General features: G+C 42.8%; 24 protein-coding genes, 1 tRNA gene, 1 riboswitch and 2 other annotated features (1 of these 28 only partly in view). Of the genes, 24 read left to right on the forward strand and 1 reads right to left on the reverse strand.

Annotation, left to right across the window (positions count from 1 at the left end):
* Positions 1-90 precede the first annotated feature (90 nt).
* The 16 genes from AC0NJP_RS15400 to AC0NJP_RS15475 all read left to right on the forward strand — a co-directional run bounded on the left by AC0NJP_RS15400 (position 91) and on the right by AC0NJP_RS15475 (position 14,419).
* Entirely contained in the window at positions 91-1,905 is a 1,815-nt protein-coding gene (locus AC0NJP_RS15400; RefSeq protein WP_474040507.1) for an ABC transporter ATP-binding protein, read from the forward strand.
* On the forward strand, positions 1,902-3,656 hold the full coding sequence (locus AC0NJP_RS15405) for an ABC transporter ATP-binding protein (protein ID WP_474040506.1): 1,755 nt from the start codon (positions 1,902-1,904) through the stop codon (positions 3,654-3,656). The genes AC0NJP_RS15400 and AC0NJP_RS15405 overlap by 4 nt, the downstream gene beginning before the upstream one ends.
* A gap of 42 nt (positions 3,657-3,698) precedes the next feature.
* Entirely contained in the window at positions 3,699-4,232 is a 534-nt protein-coding gene (locus AC0NJP_RS15410) for a DUF4337 domain-containing protein (protein WP_474040505.1), read from the forward strand.
* A gap of 34 nt (positions 4,233-4,266) precedes the next feature.
* The gene (locus tag AC0NJP_RS15415; protein ID WP_474040504.1) at positions 4,267-5,490 is read left to right on the forward strand and encodes a M20 family metallo-hydrolase; all 1,224 of its coding nucleotides are present in this window, start codon (positions 4,267-4,269) and stop codon (positions 5,488-5,490) included.
* Between the two features lie 113 nt (positions 5,491-5,603).
* Positions 5,604-6,368: a 3D domain-containing protein gene (locus tag AC0NJP_RS15420; protein ID WP_474040503.1), complete on the forward strand. Its 765-nt coding sequence runs from the start codon at positions 5,604-5,606 to the stop codon at positions 6,366-6,368.
* A gap of 101 nt (positions 6,369-6,469) precedes the next feature.
* Entirely contained in the window at positions 6,470-7,174 is a 705-nt protein-coding gene (locus AC0NJP_RS15425) for a L,D-transpeptidase family protein (protein ID WP_474040719.1), read from the forward strand.
* Positions 7,175-7,229: 55 nt separating this feature from the next.
* A riboswitch (cyclic di-AMP (ydaO/yuaA leader) is annotated at positions 7,230-7,380 on the forward strand.
* A 111-nt stretch (positions 7,381-7,491) separates the two neighbouring features.
* Positions 7,492-8,073: a 3D domain-containing protein gene (locus AC0NJP_RS15430; protein ID WP_474040502.1), complete on the forward strand. Its 582-nt coding sequence runs from the start codon at positions 7,492-7,494 to the stop codon at positions 8,071-8,073.
* A gap of 58 nt (positions 8,074-8,131) precedes the next feature.
* Positions 8,132-8,572 (forward strand): PaaI family thioesterase, encoded by a 441-nt coding sequence (locus AC0NJP_RS15435; protein WP_474040501.1) that lies wholly within the window; start codon positions 8,132-8,134, stop codon positions 8,570-8,572.
* Positions 8,569-9,291: an alpha/beta hydrolase gene (locus AC0NJP_RS15440; RefSeq protein WP_474700344.1), complete on the forward strand. Its 723-nt coding sequence runs from the start codon at positions 8,569-8,571 to the stop codon at positions 9,289-9,291. Before AC0NJP_RS15435 ends, AC0NJP_RS15440 begins: the two co-directional genes overlap by 4 nt.
* Before the next feature lie 66 nt (positions 9,292-9,357).
* Positions 9,358-9,777, forward strand: coding sequence for a DMT family transporter (locus tag AC0NJP_RS15445; RefSeq protein ID WP_474040499.1), 420 nt, complete (start codon positions 9,358-9,360; stop codon positions 9,775-9,777).
* A 53-nt stretch (positions 9,778-9,830) separates the two neighbouring features.
* Positions 9,831-10,964, forward strand: a complete 1,134-nt coding sequence (locus tag AC0NJP_RS15450) for an acyl-CoA dehydrogenase family protein (protein WP_474040498.1) — start codon at positions 9,831-9,833, stop codon at positions 10,962-10,964.
* A gap of 123 nt (positions 10,965-11,087) precedes the next feature.
* A tRNA-Val gene (locus AC0NJP_RS15455) sits at positions 11,088-11,164 on the forward strand.
* Positions 11,165-11,322: 158 nt separating this feature from the next.
* Complete coding sequence (locus AC0NJP_RS15460; RefSeq protein ID WP_474700345.1) at positions 11,323-12,147, forward strand: methyl-accepting chemotaxis protein; 825 nt, start codon at positions 11,323-11,325, stop codon at positions 12,145-12,147.
* 165 nt (positions 12,148-12,312) lie between these two features.
* On the forward strand, positions 12,313-13,137 hold the full coding sequence (locus AC0NJP_RS15465; RefSeq protein WP_474040496.1) for a methyl-accepting chemotaxis protein: 825 nt from the start codon (positions 12,313-12,315) through the stop codon (positions 13,135-13,137).
* 24 nt (positions 13,138-13,161) lie between these two features.
* Positions 13,162-14,085, forward strand: a complete 924-nt coding sequence (locus AC0NJP_RS15470) for a 5'-nucleotidase (protein ID WP_474040495.1) — start codon at positions 13,162-13,164, stop codon at positions 14,083-14,085.
* Positions 14,086-14,233: 148 nt separating this feature from the next.
* Positions 14,234-14,419 carry a hypothetical protein gene (locus AC0NJP_RS15475; RefSeq protein ID WP_474040494.1) on the forward strand — a complete coding sequence of 62 codons (186 nt, stop codon included), beginning with the start codon at positions 14,234-14,236 and terminating at the stop codon, positions 14,417-14,419.
* A gap of 42 nt (positions 14,420-14,461) precedes the next feature.
* On the opposite strand, the gene AC0NJP_RS15480 is transcribed toward AC0NJP_RS15475, so the two are convergent.
* Positions 14,462-16,027 carry a sigma 54-interacting transcriptional regulator gene (locus tag AC0NJP_RS15480; protein ID WP_474700346.1) on the reverse strand — a complete coding sequence of 522 codons (1,566 nt, stop codon included), beginning with the start codon at positions 16,025-16,027 and terminating at the stop codon, positions 14,462-14,464.
* 225 nt (positions 16,028-16,252) lie between these two features.
* Between AC0NJP_RS15480 and ald the strand changes: the two genes are divergently transcribed.
* The 8 genes from ald to thrS all read left to right on the forward strand — a co-directional run bounded on the left by ald (position 16,253) and on the right by thrS (position 26,362).
* Positions 16,253-17,371 carry an alanine dehydrogenase gene (gene ald, locus AC0NJP_RS15485; RefSeq protein ID WP_474700347.1) on the forward strand — a complete coding sequence of 373 codons (1,119 nt, stop codon included), beginning with the start codon at positions 16,253-16,255 and terminating at the stop codon, positions 17,369-17,371.
* A 175-nt stretch (positions 17,372-17,546) separates the two neighbouring features.
* Positions 17,547-20,174 carry a CHASE3 domain-containing protein gene (locus tag AC0NJP_RS15490; RefSeq protein ID WP_474700348.1) on the forward strand — a complete coding sequence of 876 codons (2,628 nt, stop codon included), beginning with the start codon at positions 17,547-17,549 and terminating at the stop codon, positions 20,172-20,174.
* 80 nt (positions 20,175-20,254) lie between these two features.
* Positions 20,255-20,848, forward strand: a complete 594-nt coding sequence (locus tag AC0NJP_RS15495; RefSeq protein WP_474700349.1) for a DedA family protein — start codon at positions 20,255-20,257, stop codon at positions 20,846-20,848.
* A 78-nt stretch (positions 20,849-20,926) separates the two neighbouring features.
* Entirely contained in the window at positions 20,927-22,420 is a 1,494-nt protein-coding gene (locus AC0NJP_RS15500) for a CCA tRNA nucleotidyltransferase (protein ID WP_474700350.1), read from the forward strand.
* Between the two features lie 99 nt (positions 22,421-22,519).
* A complete protein-coding gene (locus tag AC0NJP_RS15505) occupies positions 22,520-22,669 on the forward strand; it encodes a hypothetical protein (RefSeq protein WP_474040488.1) in 150 nt (49 codons plus the stop codon).
* A gap of 115 nt (positions 22,670-22,784) precedes the next feature.
* Positions 22,785-23,123, forward strand: coding sequence for a GRAM domain-containing protein (locus AC0NJP_RS15510; RefSeq protein ID WP_474040487.1), 339 nt, complete (start codon positions 22,785-22,787; stop codon positions 23,121-23,123).
* 77 nt (positions 23,124-23,200) lie between these two features.
* Positions 23,201-24,100, forward strand: a complete 900-nt coding sequence (gene ytxC, locus AC0NJP_RS15515; RefSeq protein WP_474040486.1) for a sporulation protein YtxC — start codon at positions 23,201-23,203, stop codon at positions 24,098-24,100.
* Positions 24,101-24,158: 58 nt separating this feature from the next.
* Positions 24,159-24,384 (forward strand) — a binding site (T-box leader).
* 67 nt (positions 24,385-24,451) lie between these two features.
* On the forward strand, positions 24,452-26,362 hold the full coding sequence (gene thrS / locus AC0NJP_RS15520) for a threonine--tRNA ligase (protein WP_474700351.1): 1,911 nt from the start codon (positions 24,452-24,454) through the stop codon (positions 26,360-26,362).
* A 64-nt stretch (positions 26,363-26,426) separates the two neighbouring features.
* Positions 26,427-26,499 (forward strand) — a sequence feature (ribosomal protein L20 leader region) (it continues 48 nt past the right edge of the window).

Genomic DNA, 26,499 nt, shown 5'->3' on the forward strand with positions numbered 1-26,499 from the left:
GACTATTTTGTAATCAAAGCAGTGTTTTTCTTAGGCGATAAAAGAGGATTCCTTTTAGAATCGCCTAATTGTTTTTATATGGATAAAAATATGAAATATACAAAAGCCTTTCATTTGCTGCAACCGTTCTATCGCTCTAAGTGGCTGCCTTATTCCTTTGGCTTACTACTGCTAATCGGTGTTGATATTTTGCAACTGGCTATACCGCGGTTTATTGGCAAAAGTATCGATACATTTCTTACGAACTCAGGGGAACTTTCAGTCTATATTATGTGGCTTACAGTGACAGCTCTACTGATGTTTGTGGGGCGTTATTGCTACAGGCAGCTGCTTTTAGGGACAACGCGGCGATTGGAGGCCTATCTGCGTCAGAGGATTTTCCTCCACGGACTGTGTTTGCCTTTAGCGTATTATGATCAAAAGGGTCCTGGCAATATTATGGCGCTTATGACGAATGATATTACAGCGATTCGTGTCGCTCTGGGACTTGGCAGTATCTTGTTTGTCGATGCCGTTATTATGGGGTTTGCTTCGTTTGTCGTAATGGCAAAAGTAATACATTTTGAACTTTCGCTATGGTCGATTTTACCTCTACCTGTGATTTTATGTATTGCTACGTATATGGGAAAGTCAGTGCATCAACGTTTTCGTCGTGTGCAAGAATCTTTTAGTGACATAACAGACTTTTCACAAGAAATTTTCGCAGGCTTTAAAGTCGTAAAAGGCTTTGCTGTTGAAAAAAATATGACCGAACGGTTTGCTGACAAGAATCGTTCGTTTGTTGCCGCCAGTATGAGCTTAACAAATATTCAGGCAGCCTATGTGCCTGTTACGCATGTTCTGCCTTTTGTCTGTTTTGCTATCGCCTTGTATTTTGGCGGACGTCTAATTATGGCGGGTGAGCTCACTGTCGGTGATTTGACAGCCTTTATTGGGTATCTTGGACTTATTATCTGGCCAGTTATGGGCTTGGGATTTTTGATTAATATGGCGCAACGCGGGTTGGCTTCCATGGAAAGAATTAGTGATTTTTTAGATCAGCCAGTCTATGAAGCAGAAGAAAAGTGCCTCTTAGAGGCTTTGGGCCAGATGGAAACGGAACCACCATTACCAACCAGTTCTGGCGCAAGTGAGAATCGTTCGGCGCCCATTCTTACCTTGCAAAATGTAAGCTTTGCCTATGAACAGTCGCCGCATCTTATTTTGAAAAATGTAAATCTTACGATCCTGCCTGGTGAGAAGGTAGGAATAGTTGGTCGGACTGGTGCGGGAAAGTCCACCTTATTTCGACTGCTGCTTCGCCTTTACGAGCCGCCAGCAGAAACCATATTTTTGGGCGACAAAGAAATTCATAGTTATTCCTTTAGTGATCTTAGAAATTTTTTTGCTTATGTACCACAAGACAATAGCCTCTTTTCTAAAACGATCGGCGAAAATATTGCTTTTGATCGAGAACATGGTAAAGCTGATATTTTGCGCGCTGCCGAGTTAGCTGTCGTTACGGAGGATATTGACAGCAAGCCAGAAGGCGTCGATACAGAGCTTGGTGAAAGAGGAAAGCAGCTTTCAGGCGGACAGCAGCAGCGAGTGGCAATTGCTAGAGCTATTATTAAGGATGCGCCTTTCTTACTTTTAGATGACGCTTTTTCAGCGCTTGACTATGAACACGAGGCCAGACTGCTGAAAAATATGAACTTGTTTACAGCGGGCAGGACTACATTGATTGTTTCGCAGCGGATTGCTGCTGTAAGACGCTGTGACCGTATTGTAGTTTTGGACCAAGGTGAAATTAAAGAGCAAGGAACGCACGAAGAACTTGTGGCGCGGCGCGGTCTTTACTATGAAATTTATGAGCAGCAGCTGTTAACGGAAGAACTCGCTGTCGGGGATGGTGAAAGTCTGTGAAGACCTTTAGCGATCGAAAAATGATTGCCATTTTGTCGCGTTTTGCCGCGCCCTTTACTGGCTGGATTATTTTAGCTGTTTTGTTGATTTTGGCGGGAACAGCCTTAGAACTTTACCGCCCTTACTTACTGAAATTAGCGATTGATAGTCAAATTACGAGTCTGAATTTGGCTGGTTTACAGGAAACCGCACTGCTTTATGGTTTGACAATTGTTGGTAGTGTGGTTCTTTCCTATGGTGAAAACTATATTTTGCAGTATATTGGTCAGCTTATTATTTATCAGATTAGGCAAAAAGTATTCTGTCATCTGATTTATGAGAAGTTTAGTGAACTAGAACGACAAAAGGTGGGGCAACTTGTAACACGAGTTACAAATGATACCGATGCCATTCGTGACCTCTATACGGATGTTATTGTTGCGTTTATCAGCGATATATTGATTTTAGCTGGTATCTTAATTGCTATGTTCTGGATGAATTGGCAGCTTGCTAGTGTAGCTGTGATTGCCCTGCCAATTATGGCTGTGTTGGCGCTAACTTATCAAAAGTATGCTAGGGCCGCCTATCGCCAGGTACGAGCGAAAACCGGAGCGTTAAATGGTTTTTTGCAGGAATATAGCGCCAATATTATGATCGTGAAGGCTTTTGCCCGCTTCCGACGCACGAAGCAGGAATTTGAGTCTGTTAGTGAAGACTATGTACAGGCTGGATTGCAGGAAGTTCGTACGTTTGCCTTGTTTCGTCCGCTAGTTGATCTCATTTATACGGCTGTTGTCTTATGTGTGTTGGCTTATGGCGGCTTCCTCCATAAGAAAGGTCCTCTGGAAGTGGGAGTTCTTGTTGCTTTTTTACGCTATGTGGAAATGTTTTTCTGGCCGATAAAAGATATTGCGGAAAAATATAATCTGTTGCAATCGGCGTTAGCGGCGGCAGAGCGAGTTGCGGCTTTGCTTGAAGGGGATAAACCGGCAGAAAATCATGAAGATGAGTCTCCGGATTGCTATTTTCAAGGACGCATTCGTTTTGAAAATGTATGGTTCGCTTATGAGGGCGAAGAGTGGGTGTTAAAAGATGTGAGCTTTTCACTGGAAGCAGGAGAGTTTGTCGGTATTGCCGGGTTTTCCGGTTCCGGCAAATCAACTTTAGTTAACTTGCTGGCTCGCTTTTATGAACCGCAGCGAGGCGCTATTTACTTGGATGAGGTGGATATTCGCCATATTCCCTTGGCAGTGCTCAGAAGAACGATTGGTATTGTCTTTCAAGAAGTTCGGTTATTTAAAGGAACTGTTTATGAAAATCTTGCGCTATATGATAATGCGATTTCCCGCGAGGCAGCTGTCGAAGCGGCGAAACAGGCCAATGCCCATGCCTTTATTGCACGACTGCCCGATTCTTATGAAACGTTGATTGGTTATCAAGGCGCGTTGTTATCAGCAGGCCAGCGACAGCTTATATCGCTAGCAAGGGTTTTATTGCGGCCAATTCAAATTTTAGCTCTTGATGAAGCGACATCAAGTATTGATAGTGAAACAGAAAAACTAGTCCAAGAAGCTTTTGCGCGGTTGTCTAAGGAACGGACGATGCTCGTAGTGGCGCATCGACTATCTACGATTGAACAAGCTGATAAAATCCTCGTTATGGACCAAGGGGAGATTGTAGAATCCGGCTCGCATCAAGAATTGTTGCAACTAGAAGGTTTTTATGCACGGCTCCATCAAAGTCAGCTTCATGCGCTTAAAGAAGCGCTTTAGCTATGGTAGAATAAATAAAAGTGGTAGAAAGGGGCGATAGGTATGAACCTAGGAAAATGGCATCAATATTATGTAAAAGAGAAACTGACAACGCTTATTGCTATTACTACCGTTATATTAGCCGTAGTAGCTACTCTGGCATCGTTCAAAGCGGCTGGGTATGGTAATAAAATGGTTCTCATGCAAAATCAAGCGTCAGATCAGTGGAATTTTTATCAAGCTAAGGGAATTAAAGAGACGGAATATCAGACACAACGTGATATGATGCTGTTAGTGTTGGGGCAATTTTCGAATGAAGCACTGCAGCAAAAAATAGCTGAATATGATAAGACAGTTCAGCGTTATTCAAAAGAAAAAGACGAGATCATGGCTGATGCCAAAAAGTTTGAACAAGAGCGCGATCAGGCCAAAGTTTTTAACAGTATGTTTGGACAAGCTTTGATTTTTTTGCAAGTCGGAATTTTATTAACATCACTGGCGTCCATCAATAAGACGGCTGCTTATTGGTATATGGGCGGCGCGTTTGGCTTAATCGGTATCTTTTATTTTGCTTATACTATGTTTCTCAGTTTATAATAAAAGAAAGGCATTAATGCAAGGAGGCGCTTATATGGATAAAGCTTGGGTAGAAGAACGCATAGAGGCTTTGGCTGGTTTTAGTGAACCGGGAGAAGGCGTGACTCGTCTGGCTTATACACAGCACGATCAAGCAGCTAGCGCGTATATTATAAAAGAAATGCAGAATTTAGGATTAACGATTCGCCGTGACGCTGCCGGTAATATTATTGGCCGGCTAGAAGGGAGCGATGCAACGGCTCCAGTCGTAGCTACAGGATCCCATATTGATACTGTCCCAGCAGGCGGAAAGTATGATGGCGTAGCGGGGGTTGTTGCTTCGCTGTTGGCCGTGAAGAAACTTCAGGCGAAAGGTCAACTTACCCATCCAGTAGAAGTGATTGTCTTTGCTTGTGAAGAAGCCGGACGCTTTGGGTTTGCCACAATTGGCAGTAAAGTAATGACTGGATCTCTGCCGATACATACTTGGAAAAAGGCTGTAGATAAGCAAGGTATTACTTTGCCAGAGGCTCTCGCTACACAAGGGCTTTCTATTGAGAATCTAGGCAGTGCTGCCCGAAGCCGTGATGAATTTAAATGCTTTTTAGAGCTTCACATTGAACAGGGCGCTATCTTAGAAACGGCCAAGGAAAAGATTGGTCTTGTTACGGCCATTGCAGCACCAACGCGTCTTAAAGTAACCATCGAGGGGCAAGCGGCCCATTCTGGGGCGACACCTATGGAATGTCGTCGTGATGCCTTAGTTAGTGCGGCGAAAATTATATTAGCTGTGCGGGAAATTGCGTTAGAACAGTCTTATTGCGGGACGGTTGGAACAGTAGGGATGGCAACGGTTTTACCTGGTGCAATGAATATTGTGCCAGGAAAAGTGGAACTGGGAATTGATATTCGCGGCGTTGATTCGGAAAGTATTCTTACTTCAATTCAGGATTTGAAAGATTTTATCAGCAACTTGGCAGAAGAAGAGGAGACGCCTGTGGCGATTGATGTGCTTACGTCTGATCGACCTGTACAGCTTGACAAAAAAATGATTGGTCTGTTAGAGGGAATCTGCCGCCGCAAAAAAGCGGCCTATCGTCAAATGCACAGCGGCGCTGGTCATGATGCCATGCATATGGCAAAACTTACGCCGACCGCTATGATTTTTATTCCCTGCAAAGAAGGGATCAGCCATAATCCGGCAGAATACGCCGCAACCGAAGATATCTTATATGGCGTAGAGATTTTGACAGAAGCGCTATATGAACAAGCGAAATAGTTTGAACAGCTAAAAAACAAGCACTCCTTTTACACATGAGAAATATTACCGTCTAGTATTTATGTAAACTCAATGGTATGATGGTATTAAATTTGTGTGAAAGGAGTGCCTGAATGAAACGAACTATACATGTTATTTTAGTTACTGCTATGGTCTATTGTTCTACTTCTGTGCTGGCCCTAGAGCAGGCTCAGGCAAGCGCTCCAGCGGATCAGCTTGTGGCTTTATTGGCTGGGCAGGCTTCCAATCAGACCGTGCAGAGCATTGAACAGATCCTAAATTTAAAACAAAAGCTGGAGCAAGGTAAAAAGGCAGATATTCTTACGACTCTCGCGCAAACTGTTGCGGCAAGTCAAATCCCGAGCGGCCAAGCGGCTGCTGCTTTACCTCAGGTAGTAAGCGGCAATAAAGTGAGCGAGGTCTTGCAGCAATCGGTCCAAACCGAACTTATTAAGGAAGTCAGTAGCGTTTTAGCTCCTTATAAAGATAGTATTCAAGCTTTGACACAGCTTTTTGGGCAAACCAAACTGGAGCCGTCTATTGCAACAGGATCGTCTACTTCAGCACCTGTTGGCGCGCCGAGCGATTACAGTAAGGTTCTTTCGGTGATGACTACGGCCTATGGTCCCGGTACGCTTGATAATGGGCATTGGGGAAATTATGATTATTTTGGCAATCCTTTGCATCAGGGAATCGTTGCTGTCGACCCTGCGGTCATTCCGATGGGAACCAAACTTTGGATTCCAGGCTATGGCTATGGAATTGCCAATGACCAGGGAAGTGCAATCAAGGGCAACCATATTGACTTATTTTTCCCGAATCGTCAGGATGCCTTAGATTATGGCATCAAAAATGTACAAATTTATGTATTGAAGTAGTCGGTATTTATACCGGCTTCTTTTTTTATGGGGATATGGCATTGTCTTTTGGCATATGATCTTTTGAATAGCAATTTCAAGGGGGCATCCAAGTGAGGGCAATGACAGTTCGTTTGACAAGACCGACTCTATTTTATGGAACGGTTTTATTACTGCTAGTAACCTTTGCGCTAGGGATTGTAAGCTATGACTATTTCGATGAGCTAGATTTTACCTTGGAAGATCAGACAGGGCCGATCGAACCAAGCGGTTCCGTCAGTTTAGTAATTAAAGTGGCGGAACGGATTTTAGAAGTTTATGATAATGGCCAGCTTATCAAAAAATACCGCATTGCTGTGGGGAAAAGCTCCACGCCGACGCCGATTGGCGAATGGGTTGTTGTTTGGAAGGATTATAATTGGGGCAGCGGTTTCGGGACACGTTGGATGGGACTGAATGTACCTTGGGGTACCTATGGCATTCACGGAACGAATCAACCCTGGTCTATCGGTCAATTCACGAGCCACGGCTGCATTCGTATGCGCAATAAAGATGTGGAAGAGCTTTTTGAAAAAGTCCCGATTGGCACAACTGTACGGATTGAAGATCGACGCAAAAAAGTCAACCGTGTTCTAAAATATCAAATGACAGGCCCTGATGTGGCAATTTTGCAACTTAAATTGCAAAGTATGGGCTATCTATTATCACGAGCCGACGGGATTTTTGGACGGTCTACAGAAGACGCTGTCAAACAATATCAAGAAGCTAACGGTTTTCTTTCTAATGGAATTGTGGATAAAAATTTAGCAGAAAAACTAGGTATTTAGGAAAAAAATGGGATTCCAATAGCGGGAAAATTGACTAATTTACAATTTTATAGTAAAATAATAAAAGCCGAATCTTATTTTAAAAAATAAGTACGGGGGAACCGATATAGATAGGGGTGAATCCGCGTATATGCGGTAGGGCGTTCTGACTATTCTCTTTTGCCCGAATCCGACAGCTAACCCCGGAGGCAGCAGCCCCAGTTAGTTTTTATGCATGGCAATGCACGACAGCTAACTTCGGAGGCTAGACGCTTTTGAAGTTTTTTCATTTTTTTAGATGGAAATACTTTGGAGGGCGCAAAAAGAGAGGTGAATCGATGAGAAACGCTTTAGTGGTACTATGGGTATTCCTGGTCCTTTTCGTTTCGTCGACAGTAACTTTCGCCGCTCCTGGCGATACGCCGCTTATACGGGGAATGCGGGGCAATGATGTGCATTATGCGCAAAAGTTACTTGCCGAAACCGGTTACTACACGGGAGAGATTGATGGGGTTTTTGGCGGCATGACGCTTCACGCAGTGATTGCTTTTCAGCGCAGTGTCAACTTACCGGCAAATGGAGTCATCAATCGTGATACGATTCTTTATTTACAACGTGCAGGTACAGATATTAGCCGATATAACCGATCGATAGTAATGAATGCTACAGGCTATTCAGCTTATGATCCCGGAAACGGAAGCTACACCTCGCAGGGGCATTTACTGCGGCGAGGCCTTGTAGCAGTGGATCCGAATGTGATTCCGCTGGGAACTCGTCTTTATATACCAGGATATGGTTTTGCTGTGGCTGATGATACAGGCGGCAGCATAAGAGGTAATTTTATTGATTTGGCTTTTGATAGTCATGGTGAAGCTCTTTCCTTTGGAAGGCAGATTGTGACTGTATACATTTGTGACTGACAGGCATTTTGCCTGTTTCTTTTTTTATCATTTCACCATTTTATAAGGAGGATTCCCTTTGAACGCGTATATGGACCGCTTGAAAGAAAACTTGGAATTTATTTATGATCGAAACCCCTTTGTACAGTTGTTAGAGATGCGGCTTGTTCAACTGGAAAGTGGTAAAGCGGTCTTGACCATGCCTGTCGTAATGGATAAACATACGAATCTGCATGGAATTGCTCATGGTGGAGCATTGGCGTCGCTAGCAGATACAGCAATGGGTGTTGCCTGCGGTACCCTTGGTAGTAAAGTCGTTACTGTCGATATGAATATTAACTTAATGCAGGGAGCTAGGCCAGGGGGGACTATTTCGGCAAAGGCGGAAGTGCTCCATCATGGGAAAAGCACCATTGTAGTAGACGCTGGTATTTTTAGCGAAGAAGGCAAGCTGTTAGCGAAAAGCCGCGGAACTTTTTTTGTCGTAGGCAGATTCATTGAGGAGGATGAACTGGATTGAAGGAAATTGTGATTCCTACCGACACTGGGGAACTCGCTGGAATTTGGCACGAAGCTTCGGCGAAAACTGAGAAAGTATTTATCATTTCTCACGGTTTTAACGGGTCGATTGATGGGACAAGTCGGGCTGAACTATTAGCGGAAGCCGTTGCTCAGCTCGGGTTTCATGTGCTTCGCTATAAATTCACGCCTTGTCAAAAGTTGTCTTGTCAAATTGAGGAACTCGGATATGCCGCTTTGTATGCACGGCAGAATCTTGGGTCTAAACTATATCTTTTAGGCCGCAGCATGGGCGGCAGCGCTTCGTTAGCTTTTGCTCATCAAGATCAAGCGATTGAAGCGTTGTGTCTGTGGGCAACGCCAGGCGATCTACCGGAAACCTTTCGCCTTGCTTTAGGTGATGACTACAATAAATTAGCAGCGGGTGAAAATATTACAGTAAGCGATGATACCGGCTCACTTACCTTGACGCCTGATTTTATACAGGATTTTGTCAATTATCCTTTATTTCGTTATGTGCAAGAATTGGGAGAGGTACCTGTACTTGTGCTGCATGGAGATCAAGATCAAGTCGTACCAGTCCAGCAGGCTCATAAAATGTACGAAACGGCCTTAGAGCCGAAAAAGTTGGTTATTATTCGCTCTGGTGATCATCAGTTTAAAGAAGTAGCCGACCAAGCTAGAGTTGCTGTGGTCCAGTGGTTGAAAGGGTTAGAATAAGCTGAATAGAAAGTTTACCAAGCTTCTATACTATTTCGTAAGAAATGGTAGGAGTGTGGACGCTTTATGATACTTGCGTTTTTATCAGGCATTCTAATGGCGGTGCAGGGATCGTTAAATGCAGCTTTAGGTAAAGTCGTTGGTCTGTTAGAGGCGGCTTTCATTGTTCATGCTACTGGTCTTATCGTGCTAAGTGTAGCTCTTTTTGGCCTTCGTCTTGGTAAGGGAGCTTTTTCTCTGCCTAATGTACCTTGGTACTTATACTTGGGTGGTTTGCTTGGGGTACTTATTGTTTATCTTGTGGCTGCAAGTATTCCGAACGTTGGTGTAGGAACGGCAACGACGGCGATTATAGTCGGGCAAGTTTTGACCGCTTTAGTGATCGATCATTTTGGACTATTTGGGTTAGAAGAAAATCACTTTGTGATCCGCCAAGGAGTCGGCCTGGTTTTACTTGCCATAGGCGGTAAACTTTTGTTACAATAAAGCATATTGGCTTATTTACATATTCCGTATGATTACGATTTAGGAGGTTTCCTATGAATTTTGAGCTTTCGTCAGATCAAACAGCCTTACTGCGTATGGTGCAGGATGTTGTTGCTCAAGAAATTATTCCTTACGCCCGGGAAATGGACGAAAAAGCAGAACTGAGACCTGAACTGATTCAGACACTGAATGACGCTGGTTTATTAAATTTAACAGTTCCAGAAGAGTTTGATGGACCTGGTCTTGATGCGCTTACGATTGCAATGCTTTATGAAGAACTCGGTCGGGGCGATGCTGGTGTGGCAACATCAATCGCTGCTAATGCCTTAGCGTCATATCCAGTTTTAATTCATGGTAATGATGAGCAGAAAAAATACTTCTTTGATTTTTTAAATTCGGGAAGACTTGCTGCTTTTGCTTTAACAGAACCTGGAGCAGGCTCTGACGCCGGTAGTGTAGCAACATCTGCTACCAAAGATGGCGATGATTATATTTTAAATGGTACGAAGTGTTTTATTACTAACGGCGGCATTGCTGATATTTTTGTTATTTTTGCGAATGCCCGTAAATCAGCAGGGATTCGTGGACTTACTGCTTTTATTGTTGACCGCGATACGCCTGGTTTTTCCGTTGGCAAGCACGAAGAAAAAATGGGAATTCGTTCTTCCAATACATGTGAACTGATTCTTGATAATGTTAGAGTACCTGCTTCCCGCCGTTTAGGTAAGGAAGGTCAGGGCTTTAAAATTGCGATGAAAACGTTAGATGCTGCTCGTCCGTTTGTAGGCGCTGTGTCTGTAGGGATTGCTCAAGCTGCTCTCGATTTTGCTGTGAAATATGCTAGAGAACGGCAACAGTTCGGTAAAGCTATTGCATCTTTTCAATTAGTACAAGCTATGGTTGCCGATATGGCTATGCAGCTTGAAGGCGCTAGATTAATGGTGTATAAAGCTTGCTGGTTAAAAGATCAAAATATGCCTTTTTCGAAAGAAGCGGCGATGGCAAAATGTTTTGCCGCCGATGCAGCGATGAAGATTACGACAGATGCCGTACAAATTGTTGGCGGGTATGGCTATTCTAAAGAATATCCTGTAGAACGCTATATGCGTGATGCTAAAATCATGCAGATTTATGAAGGCACAAACCAGATTCAACGTCTTGTTATTGCCAACCAAATTTTATACTAAGCTTATAAGAAACCCTTGCTGAGGCAGGGGTTTTTCTTTTATAAAATTTACATAAAAAATACTTGCTTTTTATGAGGTAGATCCTTTATAATATAAAAGTGTTCTGACACAAGTAAATATTATGGGATTATAGCTCAGTTGGTTAGAGTACCACGTTGACATCGTGGGGGTCACTGGTTCGAGTCCAGTTAATCCCACCAACAAAGAAGAGACTTTCAGATTTTTATCTGAAAGTCTCTTTGCTTTACACGACTATTTTCTATAAATTATATTTTTGTAAATTTTAGTAGTAAAGTAAAAATTAGTATACCTTTATGTTATAATAAAGGCAAAATTTATTACTTTGCGAGGTGCAAATATGGCAGGCATATCAGAGTTTGATGCATTAGTGAAATCAGCAGAAATGATACAAAAAATCATTCCTTTAGATTGCGGTCTTATGGTTTGTGATTCTGGTGGAATGATTGTTAAATTTGTTCCGGCAGAAACCTTTGATATGCAGGTAAAAGAAGGGACTAGCATTGCTAAAGGCGGATCTATGGGAGAGTGCATGAGCACAGGGAAGCCTATCACTAAGATTGTTCCGAAAGAACTTTATGGTGTGCCAATTAAGTCAATCTCTTTTCCCATTTTAGAAGCTGGAAAACTCGTCGGAGGCTTTGCTCTCGGCATTAGCTTAAAAACTCAACAAGGCTTAATGGAAGCGGCGGGAACAATTGCTGAGACGTCAGAACAAATGACAGCAACAACGGAAGAACTTGCTGCTACGGCTACTCATTTGTCGCAAGGCTTAGCCGCGATTGGACAGATTGGCGAAAAAGTAGTGACAGAAGTGAAAAATACCGATGAAATTTTGCGGTTTGTCAGTGAAGTAGCAGCAAATTCGAATTTACTTGGCTTAAATGCCGCCATTGAGGCTGCTAGAGCTGGCGAATATGGCCGTGGTTTTGCTGTCGTAGCGGAAGAAATTCGCAAGATGGCTGTAAATAGCGCAGATGCTGTTAAGGATATTAAAGTCATATTAAATAAAATTAAAGCAGAAGGCGAAAATTTGAAGCATACGGTCGATCAAAATGTGACGGTGGCGGAACGGCAGGCAGCGGCAACAGAGGAAATTGCCGCCTCCATGCAATCGCTAACCTCATCAGCTACTCAGGTCGAGCAGGTAGCTCGTCAGTTATAATTTATTCAAAGAAAAGGCTTCCGATCTTCGGAGGCCTTTTTATTTTGTTCTATATCTAGTCATTTTCCATAAGTTGTATTTCTGCAAATTTTAGCAGTAAAGTAAAATTTAGTATGCCTTTATGTTATAATGAAGTAGAAATCTATTACTCTATGAGGTGGAAAAATGGCAGGCATATCAGAGTTTGACGCATTAGTGGGAGCAGCGGAAATGATGCAAAAAATCATTCCTTTAGACTGCTGTGTTATGGTTTGTAATTCCGAAGGTGTTATTGTAAAATTTGTTCCAGCAGAAACCTTTGATATGCAGGTAAAAGAAGGGACTGGCGCTGCTAAAGGCGGAGCTTTGGGCGATTGCATGAATACAGGGAGACCTGTTAGCAAGATTGTTCCGAAAGACCTTTATGGAGTGCCGATTAAAGCAACGGCTTTTCCAATTCTTGAAGCCGGAAAGTTAGTTGGGGGCATTGCTCTTGGCATTAGCTTAAAAAATCAGCAAGGTTTAATGGAAGTAGCGGAAACCATTGCTTCGACGTCAGAACAAATGACAGCAACAACGCAAGAACTTGCTGCGACGGCCACTCATTTGTCGCAAGGCTTGGCAACGATTGGACAGATCGGTGAAAAAGTAGCGACAGAAGTAAAAAATACTGATGAAATTTTACGATTTGTTAGCGATGTAGCAGCAAATTCGAATTTACTTGGCTTAAATGCCGCCATTGAGGCTGCTAGAGCTGGTGAACACGGCCGAGGCTTTGCCGTCGTAGCAGAGGAAATTCGTAAGATGGCTGTAAATAGTGCTGATGCCGTTAAGGATATTAAAGTGATATTAAATAAAATTAAAGCAGAAGGCGAAAATTTGAAACATACAGTTGATCAAAATGTGACAGTGGCGGAACGCCAGGCAGCTGCGACGGAAGAAATTGCCGCGTCGATGCAATCGCTAGCCTCATCGGCTACTCAGGTTGAACAGGTAGCTCGTCAATTGTAATTTATTACAGCAGGGGAGATCAGTATGGCAGTTACGCTTGAAGGAAAATTAGTGATCGCAATTTCTTCGCGCGCCCTTTTTGACCTTGATGAAAGCAATCGGGTCTTTGAAGAGAAGGGCGAAGAGGCCTATGCTAAATTTCAAATGGATCGCGAGAATGAATTACTTGCCTGCGGCGTAGCTTTTCCGCTGATTGAACGACTGTTAGCCTTGAAAGACCCGCAGACAGGCCAAAATATGGTTGAAATTATTTTGCTTTCGAAAAATGATCCGAATACAGGTCTTAGGGTATTTAATTCCATTGAAACGCGCTCATTAGATATTACCCGTGCCGCTTTTACGCGGGGGCGCCCGCCTTACAAGTATTTAAAGGCTTTTAAAGCCGATCTGTTTTTATCAGCGAATTCAGAGGACGTAAAGCTGGCTTTGCAAAACGGTTATGCCAGTGCGACAATTTTTTCCGGCGGCTATTTACAGCAAAAAGAAAAAAACGGCGCTGACGATGGGGAAATTCGTATCGCTTTTGATGGTGACGCCGTAATTTTTAGTGATGAAGCGGAACGTGTCAATGTGGAGCAGGGGTTGGAAGAGTTTAAAAAAAGCGAAGCGGAAAAATCAGAAATTCCGTTAGCGCCAGGTCCGTTTAAAGCCTTTCTAGCGGCTTTGAATCGTCTGCAGGCTGCTTATAAGCCGTTTCATAAGCGACCGATTCGAACGGCTCTCGTAACAGCGCGGAGTGCGCCTGCTCATAAGCGGGCGATTAAAACGTTGCGTGCCTGGGGAATTAGTGTTGATGAGGCTTTTTTCCTTGGCGGTCTTGATAAGGCTGATATATTAGAAAGTTTTGCACCACATATTTTCTTTGATGATCAACATACTTACTGTGTGAATGCAGCTCGTGTCGTACCGACAGGCCATGTGCCGAGCGGTGTTACAAATCATGAATGAATGTAGCAGAAAAACTTCTCTTATATAGGGAAGTTTTTTTGTTTTTGAGTATTTTTTACAATGGCGCATATACTAGCAATAGGACATCACTGTTTTCCCTGTGACCAAAGTAAGCTATACAGGTGGTTTTTTAGTTGGAGGGATGACGATGTGCCCCTATCAAGATCAATGTTGGGAACAGTGTCCGGCGCAGCTTTATAAGGCGTCGTTTGAATCTTGTGCGAGATTTAAATTAGCCAGTGTTATTGGGATTGATAAGGTGCCTGTGACGATGAAGGCAATGGATTATGCTTTCATTGCGCCTTATATCCGCTCTTTTAGCGGCAACGAATAGTAGGATGGCAATAAACCGGCAGAGAGATCTCTCTTTGCCGGTTTATTCTTTCAGGGGTATTAAGTTATGTTTACGCAATTTTTTTAATACAGCCGTATGGGATAAGCCTAGTGCGAGGCCGAGCTGTCGAGAAGTATGATGTTCCTTCAGGGCAAGTTGTAACACTTCTTTTTCTGTTTCGTCAAGCTGGGCTTTTAGCAGCTTGTTTTTTTTCTTTGCTTGATTTGCTGCTGCATATACCGGTGGAAGTGTATGGTGGAGAATAATATGATCAGATAAGATAATATTTCCTGTCACAATGTTGATCGCTCGTTCTATTACATTTTCTAATTCTCGGATGTTGCCGGGCCAATTATAAGCAAGAAGCTTTTGGAGAGCTGTTTCGCTAATGGTGTCTACTTGTTTTTGCAGACGAGTTGAAAAACGATCTAAAAATACTTGCGCTAACTGAGGAATGTCTTCAGGGCGGGCGCGAAGCGGTGGAATAAATAAAGGAATTACATTTAAACGGTAATAAAGGTCTTCACGAAATTGGTTTTTTTGAATCATTTCTTCTAAATTCCGGTTGGTGGCCGCTAAAATTCGTACATTTACTGAATTTTCGCGAGGGCTTCCTAGTCGGCGGACTTTTTTATCTTGAAGTACACGGAGTAACTTTGCCTGAAGATGGGTGGATATTTCCCCAATTTCATCAAGAAATAAGGTTCCATCTTGGGCTAATTCAAACAGCCCTTGTTTGCCGCCTTTACTGGCGCCAGTGAAAGCGCCTTCCTCATAACCGAATAATTCGCTTTCTAAGAGCGTATCAGGAATAGCGGCGCAGTTGACGGGAATAAAAATTTTATGGCTGCGCGGTGAAGCGGCATGAAGAGCTCTGGCAAAGAGCTCCTTGCCTGTGCCTGTTTCGCCGCGGATCAGTACAGTCGAATCGCTGCGAGCATAGGTTTTTGCTAAGGTAATGACTTGCTGCATTTCTGTGCTGCTATAGGTAATTTCCTCGAAGGTCAAGGGGAGCTGCGCGGTCACGGTTTGGACGAGGGCTCGAACATCACTGATATCTTTTAAAATAGCTACAGCGCCAATAATACGCCCTGACTGATCGAAAATGGGTCGACCGCTTGTTAGATAATGACTGTTGGTTTTTTCTAAGATGACTTCCTGATTGTTGTAAACATGGCCGGAGCGAAGTGCCGCAAAAATGGCCATATCTTCTGGTAGAAAGTTGCTTAAGGGGTGACCGATTACTTTGTGGGCTGGTACACGGAGAATGCGTTCGGCGGCTGGGTTATATTGGGTAACGCGTCCCTGCTGATCAATACTTAAAATGCCATCGCCAATGGCCGTAAGGACGGCGCGTATTTCTTCCGCTTTTAGTTGGTGCGGCATAAGATCAATTTCGCTGACTGTTAAAATACCCTCGATTTCTTGTAGTCTGGCCATGATTTTCTCTTTTTCGTCAGGATTTGTGATATCCACCTCTAAATAAATTGTTTTTAATTCAACTTCCATGGAAATGATATTGATATGCTCTTTGGCGAGACAACGCGATAAATCAAGAATCAAGCCGACACGGTCGATATTTGGCAGCTTTAAGCGCAAGGATATCACTCTTTTCTTTTACGTTAAGGTGCTAATTGGCTAAATCATAGCAAAAGTCCTTTTTGGAAACTAAAAATTCCAGTGGAATTTTTTAGTTCCGGAGTCTGGAAACTTTTCCTTACAAAGGCTTTTTTTATCTATTAGAAACGGCTACTTTTTTTGGCATGGTTTTTGCAAATATTTAATATAGGTAGATGGGGAGCTTGACGTTTTAATCATAAGGGAGGTTTTACGATGATCATTGGAGTAGCAAAAGAAATCAAGAATAATGAAAATCGCGTGGGCTTGACGCCAGCAGGAGCGGTAGCGCTGCGGGAAGCTGGCCACAAAGTATTAGTGGAAGTAAGTGCAGGAGTCGGCAGCGGGTTTGCCGACGAAGAATATGTAAAAGCTGGCGCTGTTATTTATAAGAATAAACAGCAGCTTTTTGATGATGCGGAAATGATTATTAAAGTTAAGGAACCTTTAGCACCGGAATATGAGCTCTTTCATGAAGGGCAGATCCTTTATACGTACCTTCATTTGGCGCCAGAACCAGAATTGACGCGAGCATTATTGGCAAAAAAAGTTGCTGGAGTCGCCTATGAGACCATTGAGGGAGCTAATCGTACGCTGCCGCTGTTATCACCAATGAGCGAAATTGCTGGACGGATGTCGATTCAAGTCGGTGCGCAATTTTTAGAAAAACACTATGGCGGTAAAGGGCTTTTATTAGGCGGGGTAGCTGGTGTGGCCCCTGGCCAAGTTGTGATTATCGGCGGCGGGATTGTTGGTACGAATGCGGCAAAAATTGCCGTTGGTATGGGAGCTAAAGTAACAATCATTGATCGCTCGCTAGATCGCCTCCGCTATCTTGATGATATTTTCGGCAGTCGAGTTGTTACTGTTATGTCAAATAGCTATAACATTGCTCAGTGGGTGAAACAGGCTGATCTTCTCGTTGGGGCCGTATTGATTCCTGGTGCTAAAGCGCCGAAACTCGTTAGCGAAGAAATGGTTCAGACAATGGCCGAAGGATCTGTGATTGTTGATGTGGCAATTGATCAAGGCGGATCGATTGCTACAATTGACAGGGTGACGACCCATAGCGAGCCCGTATATAGTAAACATGGCGTTTTACATTATTCTGTGGCGAATATGCCGGGCGCTGTGGCCAGAACATCGACTTTAGCTTTGACAAATGCTACCTTACCTTTTGCTTTATCTATTGCTGGTAAAGGATTAGAGCAGGCGCTAAAAGCGGATGCTTTTTTAGCGAAAGGACTCAATGTTTATCAAGGAAAAGTCACCTATGAAGCAGTGGCTAAGGGGTTGAATCTCCCTTATTTTTCGTTGGCAGAAGTTCTTGGTTAACTTGGTTAAGGTAGTGTCTTCATGATGTAGAAATTTTGATAAAGAGCTGTCAGCCTAGTATTGCCGCGTCTTTTAAGGCATTCTAGCTGACAGTTTTTCTTGTTTGTAGAATCTTGTATAATAAAGAGGTTTTTTCCTAGATATAGCGAAAAATAGCTTTAGAGGAGGGGCTTGTATGTCGCCATTTCGCTATATTGTTGTCAATACATCGGTTGTGCGAAAACTTTATATTGGTTTTGCTGGTGTTATTTTTTCGATTGTAGTTATGATCGGTTATGCCTATCACAATAGTCAAGAAGAGTCGAAAATACTTGACTGCAATCGACATACTTATCAAATTATGCAGCGCACTGATGGGCTGTTGGTGAGCCTAATCAATATGGAAACAGGAATTCGCGGCTACATAGTGACGGAGGAACCGCTTTTTTTAAGCCCTTATCAACAAGGAAAAGCTGAATTTGAAGAGCATTTAATGGATATAAAAAATCTTGTGATAGACGACCCTTTGTTGCAGAGTCGTATTGCAAAACTAGAAAGACTGGAAACAGAGTGGAATCAGAAAATACTTTTGCCAGGTAAAGTACCTGATAATGATATAATGTTTGAGCGGAAGCGGCAGATGGATGAAATGCGCGCCATTTTGCAATCCATTACGGCTGATCAACGGCAAGTACTAGCTGATCGATCTTTGATTTTGGAAGAAAGTAAGAATCGCTTGCGACAGATGTTAATTGCTGGAGGTTTTTTAAGTCTGGGGCTGCTTGCTGTTATTATTCCAGCTTTAGTGCTGGACCTAAAGGCGAGAAAGCGCAAGGAAGACACGTTAAAAGAGTTAAATGAAGGTTTAGAACGAAAAGTCTATGAGCGAACCATTGCTTTATCTGATATGAATGCCATGCTTGAAGAAGAAGTGAGTGAACGTCAGGCAGCAGAGGACTTGCTTTTGGAAAATCATCAAGCGCTCCTGGTGAGTGAAAATCGCTACCGTGGTCTCTTCGATCATATGAAAAAGGCGTTTATCTATTGTAAGCTTTTGTTAGATCGCGATGGAGCAGTGATTGACGGAGAGATTCTCGATGTAAACCATTCTTTTATTGAACAATTTTGTCGCCTCGTGCCAGGCTTTTCTTGGAGCGGACGAAAAATTTCCGAGGTATCTTGCAATGAACTGAAGCTGGTTTTTGATTGCTTGAAAGAGTATGGTTCGCAAGTTTTGCAGCCGACAAGTTTGAGTTTTGAGCGGATTTTGGAAGTGGGTGACAAATGCTATCAAATTTCCGCCTATAGCCCTGAACCTTATTATGTGGCTACTTTAATTACTGATATTACGGAGCAAAGGCGGATAACGGCGGAAGTGGAAGAAAATCGCCGCCGCTATGAGGCGCTTATGATGCAATCGTCGGAAGCGGTTCTTGTTGTAGATTTTAATTCCAAGATCATTACGGAAGCCAATAATGCTTCACTCCGTGTATTTGGTTATGAGCGGGAAGAACTTTTGTCAATGCCTCTATCTGATTTACTTATGATTAGTGAAGATTCTCTCCAAAGTCTTGTGGCTATGTTAGCTCGTTTTGGCGGACTCCCTGCTGCGATTCGCTCATGCCGTCGTAAAGATGGCAGTAAAATTCAGTTGGAGCGGGTTGCTTCTTTAGTTGAATATAGTGGGAAACGCCTTATTTTGATCTCTTATCGCGATGTAACAGAACAGCAAAAATTGCAAGCGATTCTACAGGGAGAATTAGAGCTGGCGGGAACTATGCAAAAATCGTTGTTGCCAGCAGAATCTAACAATGAGCTAGTAGCGATTCGAACCGTTTTTCAACCGCTTCATTTTGTTAGCGGCGATTATTATGGGTATAAATGGTCGCGATCAAAGCAGCAATTGCATGGTTATATCATTGATGTGACAGGACACGGAATTGCTACGGCGCTTCATACTGCGTCAATCAGCAGTTTGTTAAATGAAACGATGGAAAAAGAGCAGGGATGGACGCCGACTGCTTTTTTGGAACTGAATCGGTATTGTCTAGAATACTTCCCGGAAAATGCTTTTGTAGCCATGATTGCCTTTACTTTTGATTTTGCCAAACAAACCCTCACTTATATCACAGGGGGAATCAATTATATTATTGCTTGTACGCAATCGGATATCGGGTTAATGCCTTTACGTGGCTTGTATCTTGGGATTACTAATGATCCTGATTTTGAATTTGTCACAATTCCTTTGCAGCATGGTGATCTGTTCTATTTTATGACTGATGGAATTTATGAACGACTGCCAGATTCCTTTTTTAACGGCATATGCCAGTTTTCTGAAACGGTTGAAGCTTTAAAACGACTGAGTCAGGATGGACAACGTTTTGATGATTGCTCCGCTTTATGTATTGAAGTTAGAGCTTGGCCTGAGAAAAAGCAGTATTTTAATTTTTCTAACGATGAGTATACGGCCTTGCGTCGCGATCAAGTGAAAAAAAGTCTATATAAGTTGGCGGGAAACGAGGGGCCTAAGCTCGAAATTGTGCTTGGTGAAGCGCTCAATAATGCGCTGGCCTATGGTACAAAAGTAAAAGTTACGATCCAGAAGATTGGCCAGCGTCTCGTGATACGAGTGAAAGATGATGGCCCTGGTTTTCTTGGTAATGCAGCAATAGAATCACTTGGCAATCAGTCCAGCCCAGAGCTGTTTGAAACAAAACTAGATGCGGAATGTGGCCGTGGTTTAGGAATTATGGCGGCTTGGACCGATAAAGTACTTTATAGTCAACGCGGTAATGAAGTGTTGATTATTAAAAATTTGACTTAGAGTGAATTTATTTACACACCTCTCGATCCTATGATACAATTCTTGTGATGATTGTCTAAGTTTTGTTAGGAGTTGAGTGAGTGGAACAGTTCTTTTCATCGGTAACTTATTTTATTGATATTTGGGGTTATTGGGCTATTTTTCTTGGAATGGCTTTGGAAAGTGCCAATATTCCGATACCCAGCGAGTTAATTTTTGGTTTTGCCGGATATTTGGTCTATTTAGGTCGATTAGAGTTTTGGCCTGCTACCATATACGGTGTTTTAGGCGGTTTGGCTGGCTCGATTGTTTCTTACGGTATTGGCTATTATGGCGGACGGCCTTTTGTGTTTCGCTATGGAAAATACTTTTTCGTTACACCGAAGCGTTTGGACCAAGCGCAACGCTGGTTTGACCGTTATGGTCTGGCTGCAGTATTTTTTGCTAGACTGATGCCTGTAGTAAGAACCTTTATTTCATTACCAGCCGGGTTTGCCCAGGTTCCCTTTGTCAAATTTGTTATTTATACGGTAGTCGGTTCTTTTCCTTGGACAGTGGCGCTCATTTATATTGGTAAGATGCTTGGCTACAATTGGGAAATTATGAATCGCTATGGTCATCAAGCCAGTGTAATTACAGCAATTGCCCTTGTCGCGATTGCCGCTTTCTGGTATTTTAAAAAGAAATCAGCATAATAGGACGTTTTTAGGGGCCATTTAAATGGTTCCTTTTTTCTTATTCAGCACATCCTTTTGAAAAAGGAGGTACAGCCGATGGGCTTTGCAGATGTTTCTGTTATTTCGCCAGCCCAAATACCATCAGAGGCTTTAACTATAGTTGAAAGCTTGTCAGAGGCTGGTTTTGCTGCCTATATTGTCGGTGGCGCTGTACGTGATCTTTTGCTTGGCATTGTGCCAAAGGATTTTGATGTGGCTACAAATGCTCAGCCGGAGGAAGTGCTGACGCTTTGCCGTCGCAAGGGCTGGCGGATTGTTGAAAAACTTGGGGCGAATTTCGGTGTTGTTGCTTTGGTATTTGAACATAAAACGTGGGAAGTTGCTACTTTTCGCACAGAGTGCTACGGCGACGATGCCCATCGTCCGGAAACTGTAAGGTATACAGAATCACTACAAGAGGATTTAGCAAGGCGTGATTTTACAATCAATGCTATGGCTCTTACTAGGACCGGCAAAATTATTGACTATTTTGGCGGTCGAAACGATTTGGACTTGGCACTACTGCGAACGGTAGGAGATCCCGTAAAACGGTTTCAAGAAGATGCCTTGCGCCTGTTTCGCGCCTGTCGGTTTGCGGCACAATTAGGTTTTCGCCTTGAAGATAAAACGTATGAGGCTATGACTCGTTGTTTAGAACGTGTGAAAGGGTTATCATTAGAGCGCGTGAAGGCGGAGATCAATAAGCTGTTGCTATCTGGTCAGGTCGCAGTGGGACTTGATTATTTGGTTCATTCCGGCTTGGCTCAGTGTACTTGCCAAGTCAAGCGGCAAGGTCAAGTCTATGAGATTGCGCTGTTGCCTGAATTAAGAGATTTGTTGGGAGTCCCACAGAATCCGGCATTCCATTCTTTTGATGTATGGTATCATACGGTGGCAGCTGTCGTTGCTTCATCCACCGATATTACGGTACGCTGGGCGGCCTTGCTTCATGATGTTGCCAAAGGAAGCGTTGGCGTGAGAAGCATCACAGCTGAAGGGCGAATTACGGATTATGGTCACGATAAAGCGGGGGCTACTATAGCGAAAGCTATTTTGACTAGATTGGAGTTTGCACCTAAATTTGTCGTCCGTATTTCTTGGCTGGTAGAGAAGCATATGCGGTTTCATGTGATTTTTTATCGTACTGTTGTCGAAAATGATTCTCGCAGTTTAGTGCATTGGCTTCGAGAGGAGGCACGCAGCGGACGGTTTCGTGATCAAGCTGAGTTGAAGCAAGCTTTTGTAGAATTAGCGCAACTTTGCTTTGCTGATGCGATAGCGACAGGAAAGAGCAGCAAGGATCAGGCCAGTTTTTCCAAGCATTTTTTGACGGTTCTAGAAGAGGTTACTTGTAAGATGCCTGTTCATACGAGTGATTTGGTTATACGTGGTAAAGAGATTTGCAAATGGGCGCCTGAGCCGCAGTCAATCGGTTCTTGCTTAAAAATATTGCTGCAGCGTGTTCAAGACGGTGAGCTTGTGAACGAAAAAAATGTGTTGTTAGCGGCTGCGGAAAAATGGCTGTTAAAACAAAAATTGAAAAATAATTAAAAAATAGTTAAAAAGTGGTTAAAAAAAGCTTAAGTTTTTTTCTGGGACTTCGATACTATTAAAAAGGGATTTATTACCTAGCCAAGGAGGGCGATAGGAATGGATGCTTTAGTAAGAGTATTGCCGATTCAGAAAGTGGAATTTCAAAAGCCGAATCTTCCTCATAACCTAGAAAGTGGCAAAAAGAAGAAAACAGAACGCTTTGAGGATATTTTGGTACAGCAGCTTGCTGCGTTATCAGGAAAATAAAATTTTTTAAACCGCTGCAAGGTTTCTTTGCGGCGGTTTTTTTGTTAAAATCGAAGAGAATAAGAAGATATATTTAATGATAAAATAGAAAGTCAATGGAGAAAGGAGCGCTTATATGTATTCTTTTAAGTTGCTTGAAGGTGAAAAGGTTGTAAAAAAGGGACTGGGCAACCTCACGATAGAAGATTCCGTCCTAAACGGTGCTATGTACTTAACAACAGAGCGGCTAGTATTTGTCGGATATTTATTGGAAAATGCTGAGAATAAATTTTCTACAGATTTGTCATTGTATCATATTGCCGAACTACAAAAAGAAAAAACTTTTTATATTATTCCTAATGTATTAGTAATTCGTAGTATTCAAGATGTAGTATGGCGCGTAGGGATAGGAAAACGCGATTCCTGGTATGATGCTATTGAAGCGGCGATTCAGCAGACCGAACAACAAGCTTAAAGTAGAAAGACCCTTCTTCCTTCGTATGCATTCGTGGCAAAAGACATATAATAATAGCAGCGAAGGAGGTGGCAGAGGTGAAATTACTGACAATTGGGCTTCGTCATTCTGATGATAGTGATCGAAGCTTAAATGTCGAAATTGAGGCAGTCTGTGCTAATTTAGCCTATAAAGGTTATAAGGTAGCTGTCCATAATGAGGTGAAAGGAAGCTATCAATTTATTAGCTGTCATGTCAACGAAGGGGAATTGTCTTTTCGTAACTATGAACGGGTAAAGCGGCTCGTGAAACAAGAAATTACGGCGCTTTTGGCTAGATATATCGTAACAGTTGCTGAACAGCCGCTATTGCAGCGAATGATTGAACGACGCTATGAGTATTTTAGCAGTTCTGAACGGCAAAGTTTGTTGCAAAAAGTGTTAAAGCGCATTGAAGTCCCCACGACTGCCGATACCAGCTATCCCTCTACAGTTCGGTTTCAATATATTGCTGATAAAATGACTGAGTACTTAGAGTATGGTCATGATTTAATTCTAGAAGGGTTTATGCATTTTCGTCTGAAGTCTTACTACGAAAAGCTGGCTCAGGTCATTGACCGCACGGTGGACGATTTTATGATGGAATTGGAATATCAGGAGTTTATTCGCGTACTGAGGTACTTTGTAGAATCCCAACAGCCGAAACACGAAGAGATTCATGTCATTGTCCTAGAAAATCAGCATTTTCAGATTTTAAATGAAGCGGGCGAAAGTTTAGAAGAAACATTTTTGGATATGGTTGGCGACACGGGCGCCATGAACGATCAAGATGCTTTAATTAGTGCATTGGTGACACTCGCGCCATACACCGTTATGGTTCACTTTGCCGGAGCTTTGGCTAATTTTGAAATTATTAGTACGATTCAAAGTGTTTTTGAGGGAAGAGTGATTTTATGTGATGGCTGCAGTTTATGTCGTCCTAGTAGGGGAAATCATTGACTTTTGCGGCTACGCGTTTTATAATAATTACTAAATTAGAATTTACAGTATAAAGCTACGAATAGTAATGACGAGGACATGATCACAGAAAGCGCCGCGTGCAGAGAGAGATGGCTTGGCTGAAACCATCTTCGCAGGACTTCTTGGCGATTACCACCTCTAAACTGCTTCTTGGAACCCAACGAGTATAAGAAGCCGAGTGATTTTCGTTACAAAATCGAAGAGCCTGCGTTTTGGTACGCAGAATCAGGGTGGAACCACGGGCAACAACTCTCGTCCCTACAGGGATAGAGGGTTTTTTTGTTTTGTCTGAAGGTCTCTGAGGGTATTTGATTAGGAGGTAGAAAAACAATGATTGAACTCATTTTGAAAGATGGACAAGCGAGAGAATTTGAAGCAGGTACAACCGTATTAGCGGCTGCCCAATCGATTAGCCGCGGCTTGGGAAAAGCAGTTCTTGTAGCCAAGCTTGATGGTGAGACTGTGGACTTAATGCATAAGTTAGATAAAGGCGGCAAGATTGAGTTTTTTACCTTTGAAGACCAGGCAGGCAAGGATGCACTCCGTCATAGTGGCTCACATCTTTTAGCACAAGCGGTAAAACACCTGTTTCCTGATGTAAAACTTGGTATTGGACCAGCTATTGCTAATGGCTTTTATTATGATTTTGATACAACTCATACCTTTACGCCCGAAGATCTTGCCAAAATTCAGGCTGAGATGGAGAAGATTGTTAAAGAAAACTTAGCAATCGAGCGGCAAGTCGTAAGCCGTAAAGAAGCGATTCAAATTTTTAAAGAGCTTGGCGAAACCTATAAATTAGAACTAATCAATGATTTACCGCCTGATGTACAGATTTCACTGTATCGTCAAGGGGATTTTGTGGATCTTTGCGCTGGCCCCCATGTGCCTTCTACAGGCCGATTGAAAGCGGTAAAGCTGCAGAGCTTGGCTGGTGCTTACTGGCGCGGTGATGAAAAACGTAAAATGTTGCAGCGTATTTATGGTACTGTTTTTGAAAAGAAAGCAGAACTTGACGCCTATCTGACAATGCTCGAAGAAGCCGCCAAACGGGATCATCGTAAACTTGGCAAGGAACTTGATTTATTCAGTATTCAAGAAGAGGGTCCGGGCTTTCCGTTCTTACATCCCAATGGCATGATTATTCGCAACGAATTGGAAACTTTCTGGCGTGAGATTCATAATGAATATGATTATCAGGAAATTAAAACGCCGATCATCTTAAATCAGGCGCTTTGGCAGCAGTCCGGTCACTGGGATCACTATCGGGAAAATATGTACTTTACGCAGATTGATGGGGAAGGCTATGCCGTAAAACCCATGAACTGCCCTGGTGGTATTCTTGTATATCGGACGCAGCATCATAGTTATCGTGACTTGCCGCTTCGCACTTGTGAACTCGGTCTGGTTCATCGCCATGAGCTTTCCGGCGCTTTGCACGGCTTGATGCGCGTAAGAAGCTTTACGCAAGATGATGCTCATATCTTTATGTTGCCGTCGCAGATTAAAGAAGAAATTCAAAAAGTCATTGATCTCTTCAATACTGTTTATAGCGTTTTCGGCCTTACTTATCATGCGGAACTTAGTACACGGCCGGAAGATTCTATGGGATCTGATGAAGTATGGGAAGTGGCAACGAACGCACTGCGTGATGCCTTAGAAGATCGGAAAATGACCTATAAGGTGAATGAAGGCGATGGCGCTTTCTATGGTCCGAAAATTGATTTCCATCTTACTGATTCCATCGGCAGAACTTGGCAATGTGGTACGATTCAGTTAGATATGCAGATGCCGGAAAAATTTGATCTAACTTATATCGGCGAAGATGGGCAAAAACATCGTCCGGTTATGATCCATCGCGTTGCTTACGGCAGTATGGAACGTTTTATGGGAATTTTGATTGAACATTATGCTGGGGCTTTCCCTTTATGGCTCTCACCAGTACAGGTCAAGATCCTGCCTATTACGGATCGTCAGGCTGCTTATGCGAAAGAATTGGCGGCAAAGATGAAGAAAGCAGGTATTCGCACTGCTGTTGATGTCCGTAGTGAAAAGATTGGCTATAAAATCAGGGAAGCGCAATTGCAGAAAACGCCTTATATGCTAGTTCTTGGTGATAAGGAAATGGAAAGTGGTCTAGTTGCTGTCAGAAAACGGGGCGAAGGCGATATTGGCACCCAGGAAGTCGATACGTTTATTCAAACCCTTCAGGCTGATATTGCGGCTAAGAAAGCTTGGTAACAAATTCAATAAAATTGTTGACAGTGTAAAATAAGAGTGGTAAACTAAATAAGTCAAAACGAGAATAACTAAGCAGAGGCCATCCGCTTCTCACCTTACAACGAGCTGTTCGTAAGGTAGTTGATTTCATAGATGAA

It is taken from the genome of Pelorhabdus sp. sgz311002 (assembly GCF_056134285.1).